Genomic DNA, 20,693 nt, shown 5'->3' on the forward strand with positions numbered 1-20,693 from the left:
AGAGAGTAACTGTATAAAAACCTCCTCATCATATTTCTCTAGTGTCTGTTATCAAACCTGGAAAACTTGATAATAAATAATATGAGTGAGGGTAAAGACCCTTAAAATAATCAGGATTTGTATTCTCGTACTCCAACCCAACAACTATGCCCCGCCGTCAAGACCTCCGGAAAATACTGCTGTTAGGCTCTGGCCCAATTGTGATTGGACAAGCCTGTGAGTTTGACTACTCTGGTACTCAAGCCTGTAAAGCGTTGCGAGAAGAAGGCTATGAGGTGGTGTTAGTTAACTCTAACCCTGCCACAATTATGACTGATCCAGAAACGGCCGATCGCACCTACATTGAGCCGTTGACACCAGAAATTGTCGAAAAAGTCATCGCCAAAGAACGCCCAGATGCTTTACTACCGACAATGGGAGGACAAACTGCCCTGAATATCGCAGTCGCTCTAGCGAAAAATGGGGTATTAGAAAGGTACAATGTTGAATTAATTGGCGCTAAACTACCAGCCATCGAAAAAGCCGAAGACCGAAAACTTTTTGGTGAGGCAATGGCCAGGATTGGGGTAGCTGTGTGTCCCAGTGGTACAGCCGAATCTTTAGAAGAATCAAAAGCGATCGCCCGCCAAATTGGTACTTATCCGCTAATTATTCGCCCTGCCTTTACAATGGGTGGTAGTGGCGGTGGTATAGCCTACAACCAAGAAGAATTTGAAGAAATGGCACAGGTAGGTATAGATGCCAGCCCCGTTTCGCAAATTCTGATCGACCAGTCTCTACTCGGCTGGAAAGAATACGAGTTGGAAGTAATGCGCGATTTAGCAGATAACGTCGTGATTATCTGTTCCATCGAAAACCTTGACCCGATGGGTATTCATACTGGAGACTCAATTACCGTCGCTCCTGCTCAAACCCTCACCGATAAAGAATACCAACGGTTGCGGGATATGGCAATTAAAATCATCCGCGAGATTGGTGTAGAAACTGGTGGTTCTAATATCCAGTTTGCCATCAATCCCGTAACTGGAGATGTAGTTGTGATTGAAATGAATCCCCGTGTATCTCGTAGTTCCGCTTTGGCTTCTAAAGCTACAGGTTTCCCCATTGCCAAGATGGCGGCAAAGCTAGCTGTGGGTTATACCCTAGATGAAATTAAAAATGACATCACCAAGAAAACTCCCGCATCTTTTGAGCCGACAATTGACTATGTAGTTACCAAAATTCCTCGCTTTGCTTTTGAAAAGTTCCCAGGTTCAGACTCAGTGCTGACAACCCAAATGAAGTCAGTGGGTGAAGCAATGGCAATTGGGCGGACATTCAATGAATCCTTCCAAAAGGCGCTGCGTTCCTTAGAAACTGGACGCGCTGGTTGGGGTTGCGACCAACCAGAAAAATTACCCAGTGGCGAACAAATTCGCGCCCTTTTACGAACACCTAACCCCGATCGCATCTTTGCTGTGCGTCATGCTTTACAATTGGGACTAAGTAGCGAGGAAATCTACGAACTCACAGGTATTGACCCGTGGTTTCTAGATAAAATACAGCAACTGTTGGATGTAGAGAAATTCCTCAAGCGGACACCATTAAAGCAGTTGACAAAAGCTCAATTGTATGGAGTTAAGCGGGATGGATATAGCGATCGCCAGATTGCTTTTGCTACTAAAACAACCGAAGATCAAGTCCGCGCCTACCGCCAACAATTAGGAGTTATCCCTGTTTACAAAACTGTAGACACTTGTGCTGCTGAATTTGAAGCGTTTACTCCTTACTACTATTCTACCTACGAAGAAGAAACGGAAGTATTAGCCGCAACAAAGCCGAAGGTAATGATTTTAGGCGGTGGCCCTAACCGCATTGGCCAGGGAATTGAGTTTGACTATTGTTGTTGTCATGCTGCTTATGCTCTGAAAAAAGCAGGGTTTGAGACAATTATGGTCAACTCAAACCCAGAGACAGTCTCTACAGATTATGACACCAGCGATCGCCTTTACTTTGAGCCGTTGACAAAAGAAGATGTCCTTAACATCATCGAAGCTGAAAATCCTGTGGGTGTGATTATTCAGTTTGGCGGACAAACACCATTGAAGTTAGCTGTTCCCCTCCAACAAGTACTTAATAGCGATCAATCAACGCTCAGCACCAAAATCTGGGGTACATCACCAGATTCTATCGACATGGCAGAAAACCGGGAGCGATTTGAGCAGATTCTCAATCAGTTAAAGATTGCTCAACCGCCGAACGGTATTGCCCGGAGTTATGAAGATGCGCTGATTGTTGCTAAACGTATTGGTTATCCGGTAGTGGTGCGGCCTAGCTATGTATTAGGAGGACGGGCAATGGAAATTGTCTATTCTGATACAGAATTGGAACGCTACATGAGTTTTGCAGTGCAGGTGGAACCAGAACATCCAATTTTAATTGATAAATTTTTAGAAAATGCCATCGAAGTCGATGTCGATGCGATCGCCGATCACACAGGACAAGTAGTAATTGGCGGTATTATGGAACACATTGAACAAGCCGGGATTCATTCTGGAGATTCCGCTTGCACTTTACCCTCGATTTCTTTACCACCAGCGGTACTTAATCAAATTCGCACTTGGACAGTGCAACTAGCACAAGCACTATCAGTTGTCGGGTTGATGAATATTCAGTTTGCTGTTGTTGGCGCTCAAGGCTATTCTCCTCAAGTTTACATTCTTGAAGCTAATCCCCGCGCCTCGCGTACAGTGCCGTTTGTTTCTAAGGCTACGGGTGTGCCATTAGCAAAACTTGCATCTTTAATTATGTCTGGTCAAACTTTAGAGGAACTAGGTTTTACCCAGGAAGTCATTCCATCTCATATTGCCGTTAAAGAAGCAGTTTTACCCTTTAATAAATTCCCCGGAACTGATACTATATTGGGACCAGAGATGCGCTCTACTGGTGAGGTGATGGGGATTGATAGTGATTTTGGACGCGCCTATGCTAAAGCAGAATTAGGCGCAGGTGAGCGTTTACCTCTGCAAGGAACTGTATTTGTGTCGATGAGCGATCGCGACAAAACAGCTGCGGTTCCTGTAGTTAGGGAATTTATTGACTTAGGCTTCACCGTTATGGCTACCATTGGTACAGGCCAAGTACTCCAAGAACAAGGATTAGACGTTGAGCTAATACTGAAACTTCACGAAGGCCGTCCTCATGTCCTAGATGCCATCAAAAATCAGAAAATCCAACTTATCATCAATACACCCTCAGGCGAAGAAGCTCAGACTGATGCTAGATTAATCCGTCGTACAGCCTTAGCTTATAAAATTCCCATCATTACTACCATCGCTGGAGCCAAAGCTACTGTCGCTGCGATCCGTTCTTTACAAACTACGACTTTAGACGTAAAAGTCATCCAAGAATACTGCACGATACCTTTGTGATGCCCTGACCTTAGTGGTCTGTCAACCTAAAAATTACGGGTGGAGGCAGGCAAAAAAAGAAGGGGAAGCAGGCGCTACTATTCGGTTAAGCATTTTTAACTTGAAATTGCGTTTTGGGAAAAGGTTAAAGGCTTTTCTTTTCCTTTTTACCCTTTTCCTTTCTCCCTTAACCAAAAGGTATTGGGGAAGCAGGGGGAAAAAAGAACTAGACTTTTATCCCATCAACCTAGCAAACTTATCTTGGCAGACCACTAGAAAGCAAGGGTAATTTATTTTACTAAAGAATTGGGAAACTACGGGGAAAATTTGTAGTTGTTCCCCTTTCCTATTCCAAAATCTGCATTAAGCCATATTTACAAGAAAAATTAAGCAATTATTATAGAAGAATAATTATTGTTCTCATTGAGATATTTTAACAAATATGAGGAATTTATTTTTCTCTAGTGAAACATTTATATAAATTGGCTTCCAAATCATGGCAAAATTAGACTTCTGACAAAAGTTATTTTTACTGAAGAACAAGACGCTTTCAACCGAAAATAAATGAATAAAAAGCCTTGTTTGCAAGGAACACGGTTTTTAGACCAGGACAGTAGATAATGGAGCATCAAGAAGAATTATCAAGTGCATAGACTAGAATATATGGAAAATTCTAGGTTGTCAGGTATTCCAAATTTTCTCATAAATGTTACAATTATTAATCATGATTAAATACAAAAAATGTCAATCTTATTACCTTTTATCTAACCAAAGACACTTGTAAAAGCTAATAAAAAACTGTAACGTCTTGCAGTTAAGAGTCTAAATGTGATTAATTACGAGCCACCGAGACTCTCGGACGCACAACTTGCTAACCATCATGGGTTCCCAGTTCAACTGGGTAGCGCCCTCCAAGAGCATCTATCAATTAATGACCCTACCTAACAATCCATCATTACCAAAGAGTAGCGCCATGAAGACCGCTCAAACAGCCACAGACCTCGTGCGGACTTACCTGCGGGAGATTGGCCGTGTGCCACTCTTAACCCACGAGGAAGAAATTTTTTATGGCAAACAAGTGCAGCGTTCTAGCACGTTGCACGAAGTGAGGGAAAATCTTGCTACCCAGTTGGATCGTCAACCAACTATAGAAGAGTGGGCAACGGCGGCAAAACTAGAAACAGTAGAGTTGAACGAGGCGATCGCTGAAGGCGAAATTGCCAAGCGTAAAATGGTAGAAGCCAATTTGCGCCTAGTTGTATCTGTTGCCAAAAAATATATTAAGCGCAACGTCGATTTACTCGACTTAATCCAAGAAGGTAGTATAGGAATGCAGCGAGGTGTAGAAAAATTTGACCCCACGAAAGGTTACAGATTTTCTACTTATGCTTATTGGTGGATTCGTCAAGCCATTACGCGGGCGATCGCCGAAAAAGCTCGCACTATTCGCCTACCGATTCATATTACTGAGAAGTTAAACAAGATTAAAAAGGCACAGCGTCATTTATCTCAACGATTGGGAAGAGCGCCTTCTGCCTCTGAACTAGCTCAAGAATTAGAATTGACACCCAAGCAGGTACGCGAGTACCTAGAGAAAGCTCGATTGCCCTTGTCGTTAGATTTACGGCTGGGAGATAACTATGATACTGAACTCGGAGAAATGCTGGAAGATCCAGGAGCTTCTCCAGAAGAATTTGTCATGCAATCTTCCCTATCCTATGACTTAGAGCGTTTAATGGAAGAACTTACTCCTCAGCAGCGGCAAGTAATCACATTGCGCTTTGGATTAGCAGATGGACAAGCCCTAACTTTGGCTAGAATAGGCGAAATCTTGAATATTAGCCGTGAACGAGTCAGGCAAATTGAGCGCGAAGCTCTCACCAAACTTCGCAAATCTAAAGCTAGCATGGATGAATATTTAGCAAGTTAGTCAATGGTCAATGGTCAACAATAAATTTTTGACTATTGACCCTTTGATTGCGCTCAGGATCAAGGCTGAGTGCGGCGCTGTGCGAAGTCGAAGCTTTGGCTTTTGACTAAATAAGGCGAGAAAACACGCTGTTTTTGGTACGGTTACACCGACTCCTATGTGAGACTTAGCTTGTTACATTATTTGATAGGAACACTCCATAAGAAGCCAAGTCAAATAAAACACAGGCGTTTATTTATTATTAAAATCACAAACACTGTAGCTAGCAGTGGTAATATTAGGAGGTATAAAGTGAGTAACCCATCCAATAAAGTTTCAGAATTTTTTAATAGCGAATCAGAGACTGGGAATTTACTGTGGCAATACGTTAAATCAATGAGTCCAGATACAGTTACCCAGTTATCTAAACCCACCTCTTCCGAAGTCTTGCAAGTAATGGAGCGCAACATTATAGGACTTCTAGGAAATATGCCCTCAGAACAATTTGGCGTAACTGTAACTACAAGTCGAGAAAGTCTTGGTAGATTGCTGGCTTCTGCGATGATGAGTGGATATTTCTTGCGTAATGCTGAGCAGAGACTGAACTTTGAAACGGCTTTGCAAGGAACCGAAAATAATAGTGAAATTGATTAGCAAGTTTAAATTTTCACTAATAAAGTTTAATTCTATTTTGGACTTATGTTTTTTCTCAGTTATGGAGAAACAAACCACCAAAAGTTAGCATCATCTAGAATCCTCACAGTCTACCTTCCTTGAATCCCAAATCCCCAGCGATACGTTAGCAATATCCTCAAAAGAAATCTCAAATGCTAGCATTGTTGGGGTTTTATTATGTGTAAGTTTTAATTAAGATTAGGCGTATGCACAAGACCAAAGCAGTTGATTTCCTGCGTTTTTTTACATAAACCATGCCACCAAAGACGAGTGAAACTAGTTCTTTACCACCTCATAAAATTATTGGTGTTGGTGTAATTTGGAACGAACGGGAGCAAATTTTAATTGATCGCCGTCGTCAAGAAGGTGCAATGGGCGGTTTATGGGAATTTCCTGGTGGCAAGATCGAACCCGGTGAAACCGTTGAAGAATGTATTCAAAGGGAAATTTATGAAGAGTTAGGAATAGGGATTGAAGTCAAAGACCATCTGATTACCATCGACCATACCTATACCCACTTAAGAGTTACCCTAACGGTACATCACTGCCGTCTGCTTTCAGGTATTCCCCAACCCCTAGAATGTGATGAAATCCGCTGGGTAAGTTTGGATGACTTGGAAAAATTTACTTTTCCCCAAGCAAATAGTCAAATTATTGCAGCCTTAAAACAGGAATTAGGAGCTAGGGGCTAGAAGAAAAGTAGAGGAGTAGCACTTCGGCTTACTTCGGCTTCGCTCAGTACAAGACGCTCAGTGACCGGGGGCAGGGAGCAGGGGAAGACAGGGAGACAAGGAGACATTTGTTTCCCCAATTCTCCAATTCTCCTTGTCCCCAATTCCTTTTTCTCATGCCCCATGCCCTATTCCCAATTCAGTAACAATGTATTAACCGAATCAGGTTAAGTCCCGCAATTTTCTACAATAATCCCAGAGACTTTGATTGAGAGTGTCAGTAAGCAAATGCCTAAAACCGTTGCCGATGTGATGAGCCATAGCCCAATTGTTGTCCGGGCTGAAACTCCACTAAAGGAAGCCGTCCAAATTATTGCAGAACGACGTATCAGTGGGCTACCTGTTGTGGATGATGTCGGTAAATTGCTGGGCATTATCTCAGAAACAGATTTGATGTGGCAAGAAACTGGTGTTACGCCTCCGGCTTACATCATGTTTCTAGATAGTGTCATTTATTTACAAAATCCTGCTACTTACGAACGTGACGTGCATAAAGCACTAGGACAAACTGTTGGGGAAGTGATGAGCAAAAACCCTGTCACTATTACCCCTGACAAAACCATTAAAGAAGCAGCACAACTTATGCATGATCGCAGTATTCACCGCTTACCAGTACTTGATGGCGAGGGTCAAGTAGTTGGTATCCTCACTCGTGGCGATATTATTCGAGCGATGGCAGCCAGTTAAGATTAGTTAATGGTCAATAGTCAACGGTTAATGGTCAAACATCTGTTGACTATTAACTCTTTTTTTAGCACTTTTATAAATATTAAGGATACATAAATGAGTATTACTCCTGAATCCGTGCGGCAATTGCTCAGTTCTGAAGACTTGGGCGATCGCTTGCGGGGTGTGAATCAAGCCCGTGAACTAGAACCAGCGATCGCTTTTGAACTGATTCAAGTTGCCATTGGTGATAGTAATTCCAGAGTACGATATTCAGCAGTCAGTCTAATGGATACTCTCGGAACCCAGGATTTAGATTTATCTTTGGATATATTACGCGATCGCTTGCTCAATGATCCTGAACCTGATGTGCAAGCAGCCGCCGCAGATTGTTTGGGTGCTTTAAAGCTACATACTGCTTTTGAGGACTTAGAGCATTTATATCATACAAGCCCAGAGTGGCTGGTACAGTTTAGCATCATCGCCACATTAGGAGAGTTAGGCGATCCGCGAGGTTTTCAATTACTAAAAGAAGCGCTTTCTTCAGAAAACGAATTAGTACAAACTGCTGCTATTAGTTCCCTTGGCGATTTAGGAGACTTACAAGCCGTTCCGCTTTTAGTTCCTTACGCCACAAATTCAGATTGGCAAATCCGTTACAGAGTTGTCCAAGCCTTGACTCGTTTGGGTGGTGCAGATGCCAAATCTGTATTAGAAACCCTGGCGAACGATGAAGTAGAAGCCATATCAAATGAAGCCAAAAAATCTTTGCAGTCAGTTTAAATTTGTGTTTAGTTAACTTTTGCAGAGATCAATCAAGCCATAAAGAAGAGGCAAGGAAGATGGGGAAGGAGAGAATAATAATCCCCATGCCCCATACTTCGGCTTGCTTCGACTGCGCTCAGCAACTAACGCTCAGTATAAGTACCCTATGCCCTATGCCCCCTTCGGGTTCGCAGTCGCCTGCGGAGGGAAACCCTCCCGCAGCGCTGTCTCACCATGCCCTAAACTAATCATCAGATACCTTTAATTTTGCGGCGGCGAGAGATAGCCATTGCTGCGCCAACTATCCCTAAACCCAGCACTGTAGTTGGTTCAGGAACAGTAGCAAACAAACCACCAGAAAAAGACATATTTTTAAGCGAACCGCCGCTATTGAGAGTTGAATTGACACTATCAACTGTTGTATTGTTTGCTTGAAAAGTTAAGTTGCCTGAACCCTTAGATATTTCCCCAAGGGCACTAGTGAAGAAACCATTAAGTGCAACATTTATACTAACGTTGCTACCGCTTTGTGCGACCGAATAACTAGCAGATTGCAAAGTAAAAGTATTGATTTTATCAACTAGCGAGGCAGTATTATCTCCAGCTTGAATCACCCCAGGTATGGTCAATTGACCAAAGTCAATAAAGGGATTATCCGCAGACAAAGCAGAAAACTGGATAATATTACCTATATTGCCTGAATTGAAAGATGTAAAACTTCCTGTGGTGTGAGCAAGTCCAATAGGTGTTATTGGCTGAGGAGTGAAAGTTAGAGATGTTTTTGATAATTCAACAAGGCTAAAGCTAAAAGGACTAGTAGTTAAGCCACCAATTAACTGAAAATCGCCTTTTAATGCAGCCGCTTCGGCAGAATTAGCAAAGGTAAATGTTCCAGCAGCAGCTAAAGGAATTGCAACAGTGACTGCAAAAGCTGCATTTAAGACTTTAGATCTAAAAGTAGTCATTATCATTTAAGGCTCCTATAAATAATTACGAGACCGAGGGGATTATTGTGTTTTTCTGTATTGTTTAATTAGTTATGAACATAGAGATCAATTAGTAAGTAAACTCTAAAAAGCATTTTGTTCATAAACTAAATAGATTGGTTATATTAACCAATTTGGTAGAAGACTCTTACTGTCAGTATTCAGTAGATACCGTGTTCTTTACTTCTACAGAATTACATAGCCTTCTAGAAGTATGCAAGATCTACTGAGTGGTCTTCATCACATTTTTATGTCAATAGTAGACTTCATAAATTTTTTATTGTCTATATAGCTGGTCTTCGTATATTTTGTATTTCATCAAATTATTATAAAAAGCAACCGGAGATTAGGATATCTTCTAATCTCTAGTTAAATTAGCAAGGAATTGTAGATTAAACAAAATATTTTTTAGATATAAAGACTGGAATTATAATCAGACGACATTTGCACCTGAATATTTCAAAAATTAGCAATTTTAGCCCAAGAATAGAGTGTAACTCTGTCTCTGCTTTATTCGATTTTGGATGAAAGCGATCGCGGACATCATATTTTGACCCGAAAAAATGAAGTGTGAAGCCTTTTATCTATACTTCACACTTCATCCTAACTATGGTGTTCCTACCGCCCCAGAGTAAACTAAACCCCGTTGCAGATCGAGCGTTAAAATCGCCCCATCTCGAATTACTTCAGTTGCTGTTTTCACACCCACAATTACTGGTACACCAAGACGCAAGCCAATTACCGCGGCATGACTTGTCAAACTCTCATCTTCAGTAATAATTCCGGCAGCTTTGCGAATTGCCTCAACAAAATCAGCACTAGTGCGGGGTGCAACTAAAATATCTCCAGGATTAAAGTTACTCACTTCCATTCCAGTATGAGCTACTCTAGCGCGACCACTTACTAAACCTTGTCCTAATCCAATTCCCTGACCTAGCACCGCTGTCACCACTTCAACCTTAATCAAATCTGTTGAACCGGAAATGCCTTGGAGTGTGCCAGCAGTCATCACTACCAAATCGCCCTCAGATAACAATTGATTTTCCTGAGCGACATTAATTGCAGCTTGAAATGTTTGACCAGTAGAAGGTAGTCCTAGTACTAATAATGGCTTGACTCCCCATACCATCTGTAACTGTCGTGCCACATTTACATGAGGTGTAATTGCCAAAACTGGTGTTTGAGGACGAAACTTAGAGACATTACGAGCTGTTGCCCCAGTTTGGGTTAAGGTCATAATTGCCGCTGCTCCCAGTTGTTCGGCAATTTGACTCACAGCTTGGCTAATAGCATTGGGAATAGAACGCCTAGCATCTCTGAGTTGACGTGTTGCTGAGTGTGCTTCTTCTTGCTCAATGCGCTCGGCAATTCGTGCCATTGTGGCTACAGCTTCTACTGGATAATTGCCAACAGCAGTTTCATTAGAAAGCATCACTGCATCCGTACCATCTAAAATTGCGTTGGCGACATCCGACACTTCAGCACGAGTAGGACGGGGATTACTCACCATGCTGTCTAACATCTGGGTAGCTGTAATGATGGGAATCCCTAAACGATTTGCGGTTGCAATCAACTGTTTTTGCAGTACAGGCACATCCTCCGCTGGTAGTTCTACCCCTAAGTCGCCTCTGGCAACCATCACGCCATCACATAAAGCTAAAATTGCTTCCATTTGTTCAATAGCTTCATGTTTTTCAATTTTGGCAACCACTGGTACTTGCTTGCCTGTACTGAAAATTAGCTCTTTAATTTCGATAATATCTTGAGGATTGCGGACAAAGGAAAGTGCTACCCAATCTACACCTTGGTCTAAACCAAACATCAGATCTTCACGATCTTTGTCGGTCATGGCTTTAATCGATAGGTAAACTCCAGGAAAGTTCACGCCTTTATTATTAGATAGCTTGCCAGCTACAGTAACACGACAATGTAAATCACCTTTGTCACGGTTAATCTCCTCTACAAGCATTTCTACTCGTCCATCATCGAGGAGAATTTTTGCTCCTACGGGAACTTCTTCTGCCAAATAATCGTAGGTGACGCAACTAATATCTTGTGTTCCAATAACTGGACGATTTGTCAAGGTGAAGCGATCGCCTTTTGCCAAAATTATAGAACCATTTTCAAACCGTCCCAAACGAATTTTTGGCCCTTGCAAGTCTTGGAGAATTGCCACTGGCTGATTTAGTTCAAAAGCAGTTTGCCGAATTAAGCGAATACTACGCTGATGGTCAGCATGAGTACCGTGGGAGAAGTTTAGCCGCAGCGTCGTTGCACCTGCCTCAATAATCGCCTTGAGCATTTCGGGGCTGCTGGTGGCGGGGCCAATCGTAGCGACAATTTTTGTCCGGCGTAGATAATCTCTTAATTGCATAAGGGCTGATTCTAGGGAGCTATCTGGGAAGTCTACTAAATTAAAGATTTAGTATTCAGTCAATGCTATGTCAATGACTTAAGCAGTTACAAAAAAATGGGATTTTGAAAACTAAATTTTGGATTGGGAGTTATTTGTTTTTCCTCATCATTCTCCCTAAGAGTTGTGGGATAGAGTAGTTATCGTACACCAATCTTGGCTCCATCCTCCCTCAGAGAGATTTTGTCACATCATTTCTTTTTTACTTGGCTGACACACCCTAATCAGCAACAAAAACTTGGGTTTCGTCTGGAATCATAGCGTTATTCGTCTGCTTATAAGTAAAGATGTAGATAAATCTTGCTAGACAAAAGTTAACGAAAGTTTATTATTCCCTCATATTTATCGTATATTCTTAATATTTGATTAAAAAGGAGTTACAAATGCTCACGTTGGAGGCACAAAAATCATTAAAAGTCCCACCCAAGCAATTCTTAGCGCCTCCTGGTGATTTAAATCCAACACTGTTGCTGTTTTTAGCAGCAGTGGCAATGCTGGTGTTATCTAATTTTGGTTATTGGCTGTGGCTATGGCCACACTGGCTATGCTTTAGCATTAACACTCTAGCTTTGCATTGTTCTGGGACAGTGATTCATGATGCTTGCCATCAATCTGCCCATCGCAACCGGGTGATTAACGCAATGTTAGGTCATGGCAGCGCCCTGATATTAGCTTTTGCCTTTCCAGTCTTTACGCGGGTGCATTTACAGCACCATGCCCATGTTAACCATCCTCAAGACGACCCAGATCATTACGTTTCTACAGGTGGGCCATTATGGTTGATTGCGGTACGGTTTTTGTACCACGAAGTATTTTTCTTTCAACGGCAACTATGGCGTAAATATGAGCTATTGGAATGGTTTATTAGCCGCTTAATTGTGGGTGTGATTGTTTATATTGCAGTTCAGTATCATTTTTTGGGATACTTGCTCAATTTTTGGTTCATTCCAGCGTTCTTGGTGGGTATAGCACTGGGATTATTCTTTGATTATCTACCCCATCGTCCTTTTGTTGAACGCGATCGCTGGAAAAATGCCCGCGTTTACCCTAACCCCATCTTGAATATTTTGATTATGGGACAAAATTATCACTTAATTCATCATTTATGGCCTTCTATCCCCTGGTATAATTACCAGCCTGCATACTATGTGATGAAGCCACTTTTAGATGAAAAAGGATGTTATCAAACTTCAGGTTTATTGCAAAAAAAGGATTTTTTTGAGTTTGTTTATGATGTTTTTCTAGGAATTAGATTCCATCACAATCAACCATCTAAAAACTAGCAAAGCATACGTGACAGTATGAATAATGAGTGACAAATTATTAATGACAATAATTTATCACTGTACAATTAGAAAATGTTGATCTTTATTGTTATTTAAAATATCAAAGCTTGATTATGAAACCAGTAGAATCCCAACTAAACCAGCCGAAATCAAAACCAGGAAGTGATAACATATTGATTAAGCGCTTTAGTGCTGGGGCGGCAATTGGACTAATAATCGGTGTAATACAATGGTGCAGCTATACCTATTTTTTTAATTCGATTCCGTTAGCGAAAGGTATCATGTTCTGTATAGGACTGACAATCATCTGCGGATTGATGACGCTCAAATGGGGTTACAAAATATTAGAATCTTTGTTGCAGCTATTAGATTAATCTCTCTTCACGACTGTATCATTCATTTGCGTAAGTATCTTATTCTTCGTTTGAGAGTAGCTTAACGGAATTTCTTGAGTAGTTGAATTTGCCAATTTTCTAGGTGAGGATTGGGAGAAATGACCTGCATAGACCAATAACTCAAAAGCATCAGAAATAATCCCGATATAGTACCTACCATTAAACCAATTAGCAAAGCCGATTTACGTGGAAAAGCAGTAATCGTAGTCATGGTACTTTGTTGCTCTGATATTAATGATACTTTTTCTCTTAGAACTTCGTTAGTATCGTTTTCTGATGAAGGAAATTGAGGAACTGTCGTTACATTTACTGGTAGAGAGTTAGAAGGTAATTCTTGTTTTAGTGGGTAGAGATTTCTGGGTGGTAACAACTCCTCTGGTAGAGTAATATCATTGTTTTGATTGTCTAACTGCTGTGACGATGTCTTACTTCCTAAAACTTCCTTAGTATCTTGCCCAGGTGAAAGAAGCTGAGACCATAAAATAGTAGGGTCATTAGGGTCTAACTCTTGTCTTGGTGGGTAAAGATTAGTAAGGGGCAATAACGCCTCTAGAACTTCTTTCGCTGATTGATATCGGTTTTGAAAATGATATTGCACCATTTTATTGAGTACCGCAGCTAGACCATCGCTTACTTGGGCGCGGTCTTGCCAGATAATTTCGCCTGTATTAGCATCTTCTGGTAATTGTGTCGGGTGTAGTCCTGTTAGGGCTTGAATGCCAATTATGCCCAAAGCATAAATATCACTGCTAGGGCGTGGTTTGCCTCGTTGTTGTTCACTAGGCATATAACCGGGTGTACCAATAGCGATCGTAGTATGTTGTTCAAGAGGTAGAAAAATTGAAGTATTTCCTTGACCTCTGACCAATTCATCGCAAGGCTTGACAGCTCCAAAGTCAATCAGTACTAACCGATTATCTTGCTTTCGTCTAATAATATTATTCGGCTTAACATCTCGATGGATCAGTCCTTGAGCGTGAATGAAATTCAAGATACCCAAAACCTCTTGCAGTAGTTGAAAAACCTTACCTTCAGACCAGCAGTAACCAGCCGATAGTTCCACACTCAGGGGATATCCTTCAATGAACTCTTGCACTAAATAAAACTCAAGATTATCTTCAAAAGAATCTAAAATACGGGGCACAAGGTCATAATTGGTCAATTTTTTGAGCGCTTCTACTTCTCGCGTAAATAGCCGTCTGCGTACTTCTACCGAAATAGAGTATCTACTACTAGGTAAGAAATGTTTGACTACACGAGTGGGATAAAAAGGGAGGTCAGTGTCTTGAACCATGTATGTTTGACAAAATGCGCCTTGACCCAAAACTTGAATAATTTGGTAGCGATCCCCCAGTAACTTGCTGCTTAACATGTTACACTGTCCCTAACAACTGTATTAAGTAATTTTACTTAAAAATATTTATCTATAAAATAATCAATTTAATATTATGTTCTTTACTAAGAGAACTAATCGTAGATTTCTAGAAGCCTTAACTAAACTTCATAAAAACTTCATTTAGTACTTTGAGAAGTTTGGACATAATTAAGAAATAATTTAGTAAACCGTAAGTTTACTGTAAGTAATTTTTTCATCTTAATTATAAGACGAAATAAACCACTGGAAGATATAACAAATGGCTAACGATAGCAAAAAAAGCATACCACTGAGTCATGATGCCATGCAACTGATCAGAGGTGTAATAATTGGTAAATTAGTTACATTAGTAGTCATGGGTGGGCTGTTGTGGTTATGGTTGAAACCTCGCCTCCAAGTAGCTCAAAATACTCCTTCGCCTACTGTAAGTGTAACAAACACCTCTAACAATCGGGCAATGTCTACCTTTCAAGATGTGACAGATGTGCCTAGTGGTTATTTTAATTATGGTGGAAGTACGTCCTGGGCACCCATTAGACAACTCGTAGATTCTCAGATTCAGCTGACTCGTCCAGAGTTTCAGCTGCAATACGTGAATCCCGCTGATAGTAGCCCTGGTAATGGCTCAGGTATTCGCATGTTGCTTGACGGGAAATTAGATTTTGCTCAGTCTTCTCGCCCCCTGACAGCCGCAGAAAGAAATATAGCTCGGCAGAGAGGCTTTACTTTAGAGCAACGTCAGGTTGGTATTGATGCCATAGCAGTAGTAGTTAACCCAGCACTAAAAGTAACTGGTTTAACTGTTGAACAGTTGCAGCAGATTTATTTAGGTAAAATAACCAACTGGAAACAAGTGGGCGGGCCAGACCTTGCTATTACCCCCTTTTCTCAGCATCCAGAAAATGCAGATTTGCTATTAGTTTCTGGCAAGGAAGTTTTAGACAAGCAAATTCTTGGGTCTAATGTGCAGTATGTATACTCCACGACTGAGGCTCTGCGTCGTGTTAACCAAACTCCTGGCGGTCTTTATTATGGTTCTGCTCGTGGAGTAGTGTATCAATGTATGGTCAAGCCTCTACGTTTGGGTATTACTTCCGCACAGTTAGTTCCCCCCTACCAAGAACCTTTAGTACCTTCAAATCAGTGTCCGCAAAATCGCAATCAGCTGAATACGGAAGTAATCAAGAATGGTAGTTATCCTATCACCACTAGACTGTTTGTGATTATTAAGCAAAACCAAAGACAGGAGCAGCAAGCAGGAGAAGCTTATGCCAGACTTTTGGAGACTGACCAGGGTCAAAGGGTAATCAAGCAAGTTGGGTTTGTTGCAGAAACAAGTGAAAATTCAGTAGCTTCGTCGAGCCAAGGAAAGTAAATAAGCTACTTTTGGGTGTGGCTCTTTATCAAAAGACAAAGTACTACATTAGTTTCTGTTTTCTAACCTAAAAAGGTAAAATTAAGCGATCGCAAAAGATCAAATACAAAAACTGTCTTCTAGGTTATACAATTTGCCAGAAGGAGTTTATAAAACTTTGCTCTATTATTATATGAGATAATAATAGAGCAAAAAGTTTATGAGTTTTAAAATATTAATAATTAGTAATGATTTTTTAATAACTATCTTCAATCTTTTAATTATCTGTTTAACAGTGTTAACTGTCTTTTAAATTTAATTTTTTTGTCTTAAATGTCTTAGTTTTCTTTTAATTATTTAATTCAATTTTCGGCTGTTTTATTAACTGCTTTTATCTACATCTTGCTTTTTTTATAACTATGAAAACTTAGAAAAACAGGATAAATATCTAAAAATTCATCTACCATAATCAAAAATGAAGTTCCGCAGCTGTCCTAGTTTCTGACGCACTTGGCATTCTTGAAGATGTGCAAGTAGGACTCTGAGGATTTGTGAGAGTTTAAAATAAATGGCTTTTGTCAATGAGAATTTTTTTAAACGCACAGAGGCGCGGAGGTTTACACAGAGGTTTTATGATTCAACCTCAGGACTGACGCAAAATTATGAAAAAACGTAGACCAAAAGGCTTGCCGCAAGTTACCACATAGACGCATCAGTGGTTACTCTTACGAGAATAGCTGTGTTTGACTGTTATTCTGTCGAGCTTTTTTACACCCTTTTTGACTTTTCAAACATTCTCTTAACTGTCTTAACTGTCTACTTAAATATCTTAACTGTCTTAACTGTTATTGTATTTTTATAATTAACATGAGAATATCTAAGAGCAAAATTTAATTAATCAAAAAATGTTTTAAATCTGATTACAGTAAGTTGGAAGACGTATTATATAGCAACCCGATTTGATTAATCAATATATTTGCATAAGGAGTAAACGGAGAACACTTCGGCTACTTCGACTGCGCTCAGCACAAGTACGCTCAGTGCATCGCAGGGAACAAGAGATTTCAGGGTGTACTAAGTTTTTTCTCTAAATCAAATATGAGTCTTATAGAGTATTGTTTTTTTAATTACCTTATATGTAGTGTCTAAACTTGATTTTTCAGGCTTTAATTTGAGGTTTAATTTTTAGCGGAGAAATGAGGTCTTTAAATAATCCGTATTATCGTATTGTTGCTATTCCTGGAGAAGGAATTGGCACAGAGGTTGTAGCAGCTTCCTTAAAAGTTTTACAACAAGTAGCTAAACTAGAAGAATTTATTTTGCAGGTAGATTATGGTTGGTTAGGCGCAACAGCATTAGAAAAATTTGGTAGTGATTTTCCTCAAGCCACGGTTGAGCTATGTAATGGATCTGATGGGATTCTATTTGGTGCGGTTACTCAGGGTGGACTGCTAGAACTGCGAAAGCACTATGATTTTTTTTGCAATCTCCGTCCAATTCGGATGGTTAAAAGTTTGGTGCATAAATCAAGCCTGAAACCAGAGAAAGTACAAGGACTCGATATACTGATAATTCGTGAATTGGTCAGTGGGATATATTTTGGCCTAGCTGGACGTGCGACAGATGAAAAGGGAGCTTATGGCTACCATACTATGCTTTATTACGATGAAGAGATTCGGCGTATAGCTCGTCAAGCTTTGCAAAAAGCCCAACAACGCCGAGGATTACTCACCATCGCCCACAAAGAAAATGCCTTACCTAATTTACCTTGGACGCAGCTAGTACAAGCAGAAGCCATCAATTTTCCAGAGGTTGTTGTCGAATCAATGTTAGTGGATAACTTAGCCATGCAAATGGTGATGAATCCCCAGAGATTTGATGTAATTTTGGCAGGTAATTTATTTGGAGATATTCTCAGCGATATTGGTGGTGCTTTAGTTGGCTCTGTTGGCTTGTTAGGATCAGCTAGCTTAAATGCTGATGGATTTGGACTATACGAAGCAATTCACGGTACAGCTCCAGACATTGCTGGTAAAGGAATTGCTAATCCTCTAGGAACTTTGGGAGCTTGTGTTTTAATGCTCCAGCAGTGGGGTGAAGTAAGAGCTGCACAACGAATTATGGCAGCACAAGAGCGAGTTTTAGCCAAAGGATATCGGACAGCAGATTTGTATACCCAAGGTTCAGAAATATTGGTCAATACTGAAGAATTAATTGACCTTTTATTAGCAGAAATTGATAGCAAACAAAATTCTGAAATGGGGGTATTTCATGAGTCATTTAGATAAAGTTTTACAGTTAGGAGATGATATTAATACCGATGATATTATTCCTGCCAATCGAGCCACGGCAGACGATCCTGACTCGTTAAAATATTATGCTTTAGAACACGTGGTGGGAGTAGGAGAATTACTCAAATACAATGCGATCGCAGCTGGAGAAAATTTTGGTTGTGGCTCTAGTCGAGAAATTGCCCCCATTGCCCTCAAAGCTGCTGGTATTCAAAAGATTCAGGCAAAATCATTTGCAGAAATTTTTTATCGCAACAGCATCAATATTGGGCTACCCCTAGAAATTTTAGGAGCAAAACCAGAAAATCCGGTAGTAGATGCGATCGCCAAAGCTGGAGGACTAATCCCTTTTAATCAGATGCGTCGTCAAGGAAAAATTACCATTCCTGGGAGCGTTACATCCAAAAGACCGATGACTTTAGTCGAAAAACTCCTCGCTCAAGCCTCCGGTAATCCCTACGTCCAACCAGGAGAAGTGGTCTTTGCCAAGGTTGATTTAGCTTTATCTCATGATGCTGTAGCTGCGCCTGTAGCCAGGACATTTTATCAGCACTATGGAGCAGAGGCAAAATTATGGGATGCTCAAAGGGTGGTTTTGGTAGCAGATCACTTTATTCAAGTTAATGACATCCGTAATGACCGCAAAGCCAATCTCATGTATCAACAGATGGTTGATTTTGCCAAAGACCAAGGATGTTATTTATTTGACCTAGTTTCCCCAGGTGAAGCAGCAGGTATCTGTCATGTTTTACTCCCAGAAAAAGGATTTGTACGTCCAGGAATGATCATTGCTGGTACAGATTCCCATACTTGCACCTATGGAGCATTAGGAGCCTTTTCTACTGGGGTTGGAACTACAGATATGGCTAATATCTTTGCAATGGGGGATATATGGATTCGCGTTCCGCCAACATTAGTATTTGAGTTGTCTGGAACTTTACCACCCCATATCAGTGCTAAAGATATTATCCTGTTTATTCTGGGACAAATCAGCTGTGCTGGCGCTACTGGTAAAGTGATGGAATTTAGCGGGTCAATCCTAGAACAGCTACCCTTTGATGAACGCTTAACTTTAGCGAATATGGCTGTTGAATGTGGCGCTATCTGTGGCTTAATTGTGCCTGATGACATGATGCGGGATTACGTCAAGAGTCGCTCTAGCCAAGAATTTGCAGAAGTTATGGCCGATGCTGAAGCTGAGTACGAAAAAGTATATCAATTTGACCTCACTCATCTAGAACCACAAGTAGCCCTTCCTCCAAAACCAGATCGAGTAGTTGCGATTAGCCAATTACAAGAAACTCCGATTACTAAAGCTTTTATTGGCTCTTGTACAGGAGGCAAACTTTACGATTTAGCTGAAGCTGCGGCAGTTTTGCAAGGTCGTCAACTCGCAGATGGAGTTGACTTATTTATTGTTCCTGCTTCTGTAGAAATTCGCAAGCAAGCTGAAACATTAGGCTATCTCGATATTTTTGCTCAAGCAGGCGCAAAGATTTTGAAGACAGGTTGTGGCGCTTGTATCAATTCTGGAATTGGGGTTTTGAACAAAGAAGAAACGGGAGTTTATGCAACCAATCGCAACTTTAAAGGACGCAGTGGCGATCCTACAGGCAAAAACTATTTGGCTTCTCCAAGAACAGTGGCGATATCAGCCGTAAAAGGTAAAATTAGCCACTTTCTAGATTAAAAATGCAGATATAACCAGGAGAAAAATGTTAAAAATTTAGCTTTATTTAAGCGCGAGTGTCTTTTATTTAATTTAGTGTAGATTTTGAAATCGGTTGCTTTATCTATATCCATAAAGATGCCAATTTCATACAACTAGAAAAGTTTTAACCAACAATACAAGGACATAGGGTAATTCACATGGACGAACTCGTAAAAAAACTAGCTGGTCTAGGTCTTCCTGGCATAATTCTTGTAGTTTTGGCAGCTTCATCAGCAGGTAGCAATGCTGCTATTGTTGCTGCTCTCACAGCAGTAGGAGGCCCGTTAGGTATTATTGGCGGGATAGGTTTACTTGGTTTGGCTGGAGTGTTAGGAGATGCTATCTCTGGATTCGGGGTTGAAGCTATTTTGAAAGCTGTTTATTCAGAACGGAGCAAAAACGAATCTGTAAGAGTTCTCCTCAAAGAAATTAATGATTTACCAATTTCTGACGAGCTAAAACTCAAACTGAAAAACCATCTTAGTCCAGAACATACTACTTATGCCGAAACTGTTGAAGGGCCACGGACAGTCGAAATCGTCGAAGAATAAATAGTTTCACTGCTAGTTTTGGTGGCATTATCAAAATTACGATAAGAATAGAAAATGGCCTATGAGTCCGATTTCAACGGATTATTCTCTCAAAGGCCTTTTCTATACTATGAAAGCACTTTGCACTTGCATTTTTTTGAGCAAAAATTAAATCAATGACAGGTTGATAATTTTTACCTGTAATATGTAAAAATCA

Annotated in this window: 14 protein-coding genes and 1 pseudogene; 12 read left to right on the forward strand and 3 right to left on the reverse strand. The window is 40.6% G+C overall.

Annotated features, from left to right (window positions below; translation table 11 throughout):
• Positions 1-146 precede the first annotated feature (146 nt).
• From carB to nblB, 6 genes are all read left to right on the forward strand, one after another.
• Positions 147-3,410, forward strand: a complete 3,264-nt coding sequence (gene carB, locus QI031_RS25555; RefSeq protein ID WP_281482388.1) for a carbamoyl-phosphate synthase large subunit — start codon at positions 147-149, stop codon at positions 3,408-3,410.
• A gap of 952 nt (positions 3,411-4,362) precedes the next feature.
• Positions 4,363-5,319: an RNA polymerase sigma factor, RpoD/SigA family gene (locus QI031_RS25560; protein ID WP_281482389.1), complete on the forward strand. Its 957-nt coding sequence runs from the start codon at positions 4,363-4,365 to the stop codon at positions 5,317-5,319.
• A 291-nt stretch (positions 5,320-5,610) separates the two neighbouring features.
• Positions 5,611-5,952 carry a DUF760 domain-containing protein gene (locus tag QI031_RS25565; RefSeq protein WP_281482390.1) on the forward strand — a complete coding sequence of 114 codons (342 nt, stop codon included), beginning with the start codon at positions 5,611-5,613 and terminating at the stop codon, positions 5,950-5,952.
• Between the two features lie 275 nt (positions 5,953-6,227).
• Positions 6,228-6,665, forward strand: coding sequence for an 8-oxo-dGTP diphosphatase MutT (gene mutT, locus QI031_RS25570; RefSeq protein ID WP_281482391.1), 438 nt, complete (start codon positions 6,228-6,230; stop codon positions 6,663-6,665).
• A 267-nt stretch (positions 6,666-6,932) separates the two neighbouring features.
• Positions 6,933-7,391: a CBS domain-containing protein gene (locus QI031_RS25575; protein ID WP_281482392.1), complete on the forward strand. Its 459-nt coding sequence runs from the start codon at positions 6,933-6,935 to the stop codon at positions 7,389-7,391.
• Between the two features lie 96 nt (positions 7,392-7,487).
• Complete coding sequence (gene nblB, locus QI031_RS25580) at positions 7,488-8,153, forward strand: phycobilisome degradation protein NblB (RefSeq protein WP_281482393.1); 666 nt, start codon at positions 7,488-7,490, stop codon at positions 8,151-8,153.
• 233 nt (positions 8,154-8,386) lie between these two features.
• On the opposite strand, the gene QI031_RS25585 is transcribed toward nblB, so the two are convergent.
• Together QI031_RS25585 and pyk are read right to left on the reverse strand one after the other, a co-directional pair.
• Positions 8,387-9,100: a PEP-CTERM sorting domain-containing protein gene (locus QI031_RS25585; protein WP_281482394.1), complete on the reverse strand. Its 714-nt coding sequence runs from the start codon at positions 9,098-9,100 to the stop codon at positions 8,387-8,389.
• Between the two features lie 628 nt (positions 9,101-9,728).
• Entirely contained in the window at positions 9,729-11,495 is a 1,767-nt protein-coding gene (gene pyk / locus QI031_RS25590; protein ID WP_281482395.1) for a pyruvate kinase, read from the reverse strand.
• 422 nt (positions 11,496-11,917) lie between these two features.
• Between pyk and crtR the strand changes: the two genes are divergently transcribed.
• Complete coding sequence (crtR, locus tag QI031_RS25595) at positions 11,918-12,817, forward strand: beta-carotene hydroxylase (RefSeq protein ID WP_281482396.1); 900 nt, start codon at positions 11,918-11,920, stop codon at positions 12,815-12,817.
• Positions 12,818-13,255: 438 nt separating this feature from the next.
• Here crtR and QI031_RS25600 read toward each other — a convergent pair whose 3' ends face one another.
• Positions 13,256-14,587: a protein kinase domain-containing protein gene (locus tag QI031_RS25600; protein ID WP_281482397.1), complete on the reverse strand. Its 1,332-nt coding sequence runs from the start codon at positions 14,585-14,587 to the stop codon at positions 13,256-13,258.
• A 262-nt stretch (positions 14,588-14,849) separates the two neighbouring features.
• Here QI031_RS25600 and QI031_RS25605 point away from each other — a divergent pair, with 262 nt between their 5' ends.
• The 5 genes and pseudogenes from QI031_RS25605 (at position 14,850) to QI031_RS25620 (ending at position 20,497) form a co-directional block, all read left to right on the forward strand.
• On the forward strand, positions 14,850-15,965 hold the full coding sequence (locus QI031_RS25605; RefSeq protein ID WP_281482398.1) for a PstS family phosphate ABC transporter substrate-binding protein: 1,116 nt from the start codon (positions 14,850-14,852) through the stop codon (positions 15,963-15,965).
• A gap of 1,175 nt (positions 15,966-17,140) precedes the next feature.
• Positions 17,141-18,232, forward strand: coding sequence for an isocitrate/isopropylmalate dehydrogenase family protein (locus QI031_RS25610; RefSeq protein WP_281482399.1), 1,092 nt, complete (start codon positions 17,141-17,143; stop codon positions 18,230-18,232).
• Positions 18,233-18,371: 139 nt separating this feature from the next.
• Positions 18,372-18,515 (forward strand): annotated as a pseudogene (locus tag QI031_RS31795) (3-isopropylmalate dehydratase); the annotation flags it as partial.
• Between the two features lie 132 nt (positions 18,516-18,647).
• Positions 18,648-19,925 (forward strand): 3-isopropylmalate dehydratase large subunit, encoded by a 1,278-nt coding sequence (locus tag QI031_RS25615; protein ID WP_425526044.1) that lies wholly within the window; start codon positions 18,648-18,650, stop codon positions 19,923-19,925.
• A 179-nt stretch (positions 19,926-20,104) separates the two neighbouring features.
• Positions 20,105-20,497, forward strand: coding sequence for a hypothetical protein (locus QI031_RS25620; protein ID WP_281482401.1), 393 nt, complete (start codon positions 20,105-20,107; stop codon positions 20,495-20,497).
• The last annotated feature ends 196 nt before the right edge of the window (positions 20,498-20,693 follow it).

Source organism: Halotia branconii CENA392, from assembly GCF_029953635.1.
Lineage (GTDB): Bacteria > Cyanobacteriota > Cyanobacteriia > Cyanobacteriales > Nostocaceae > Halotia > Halotia branconii.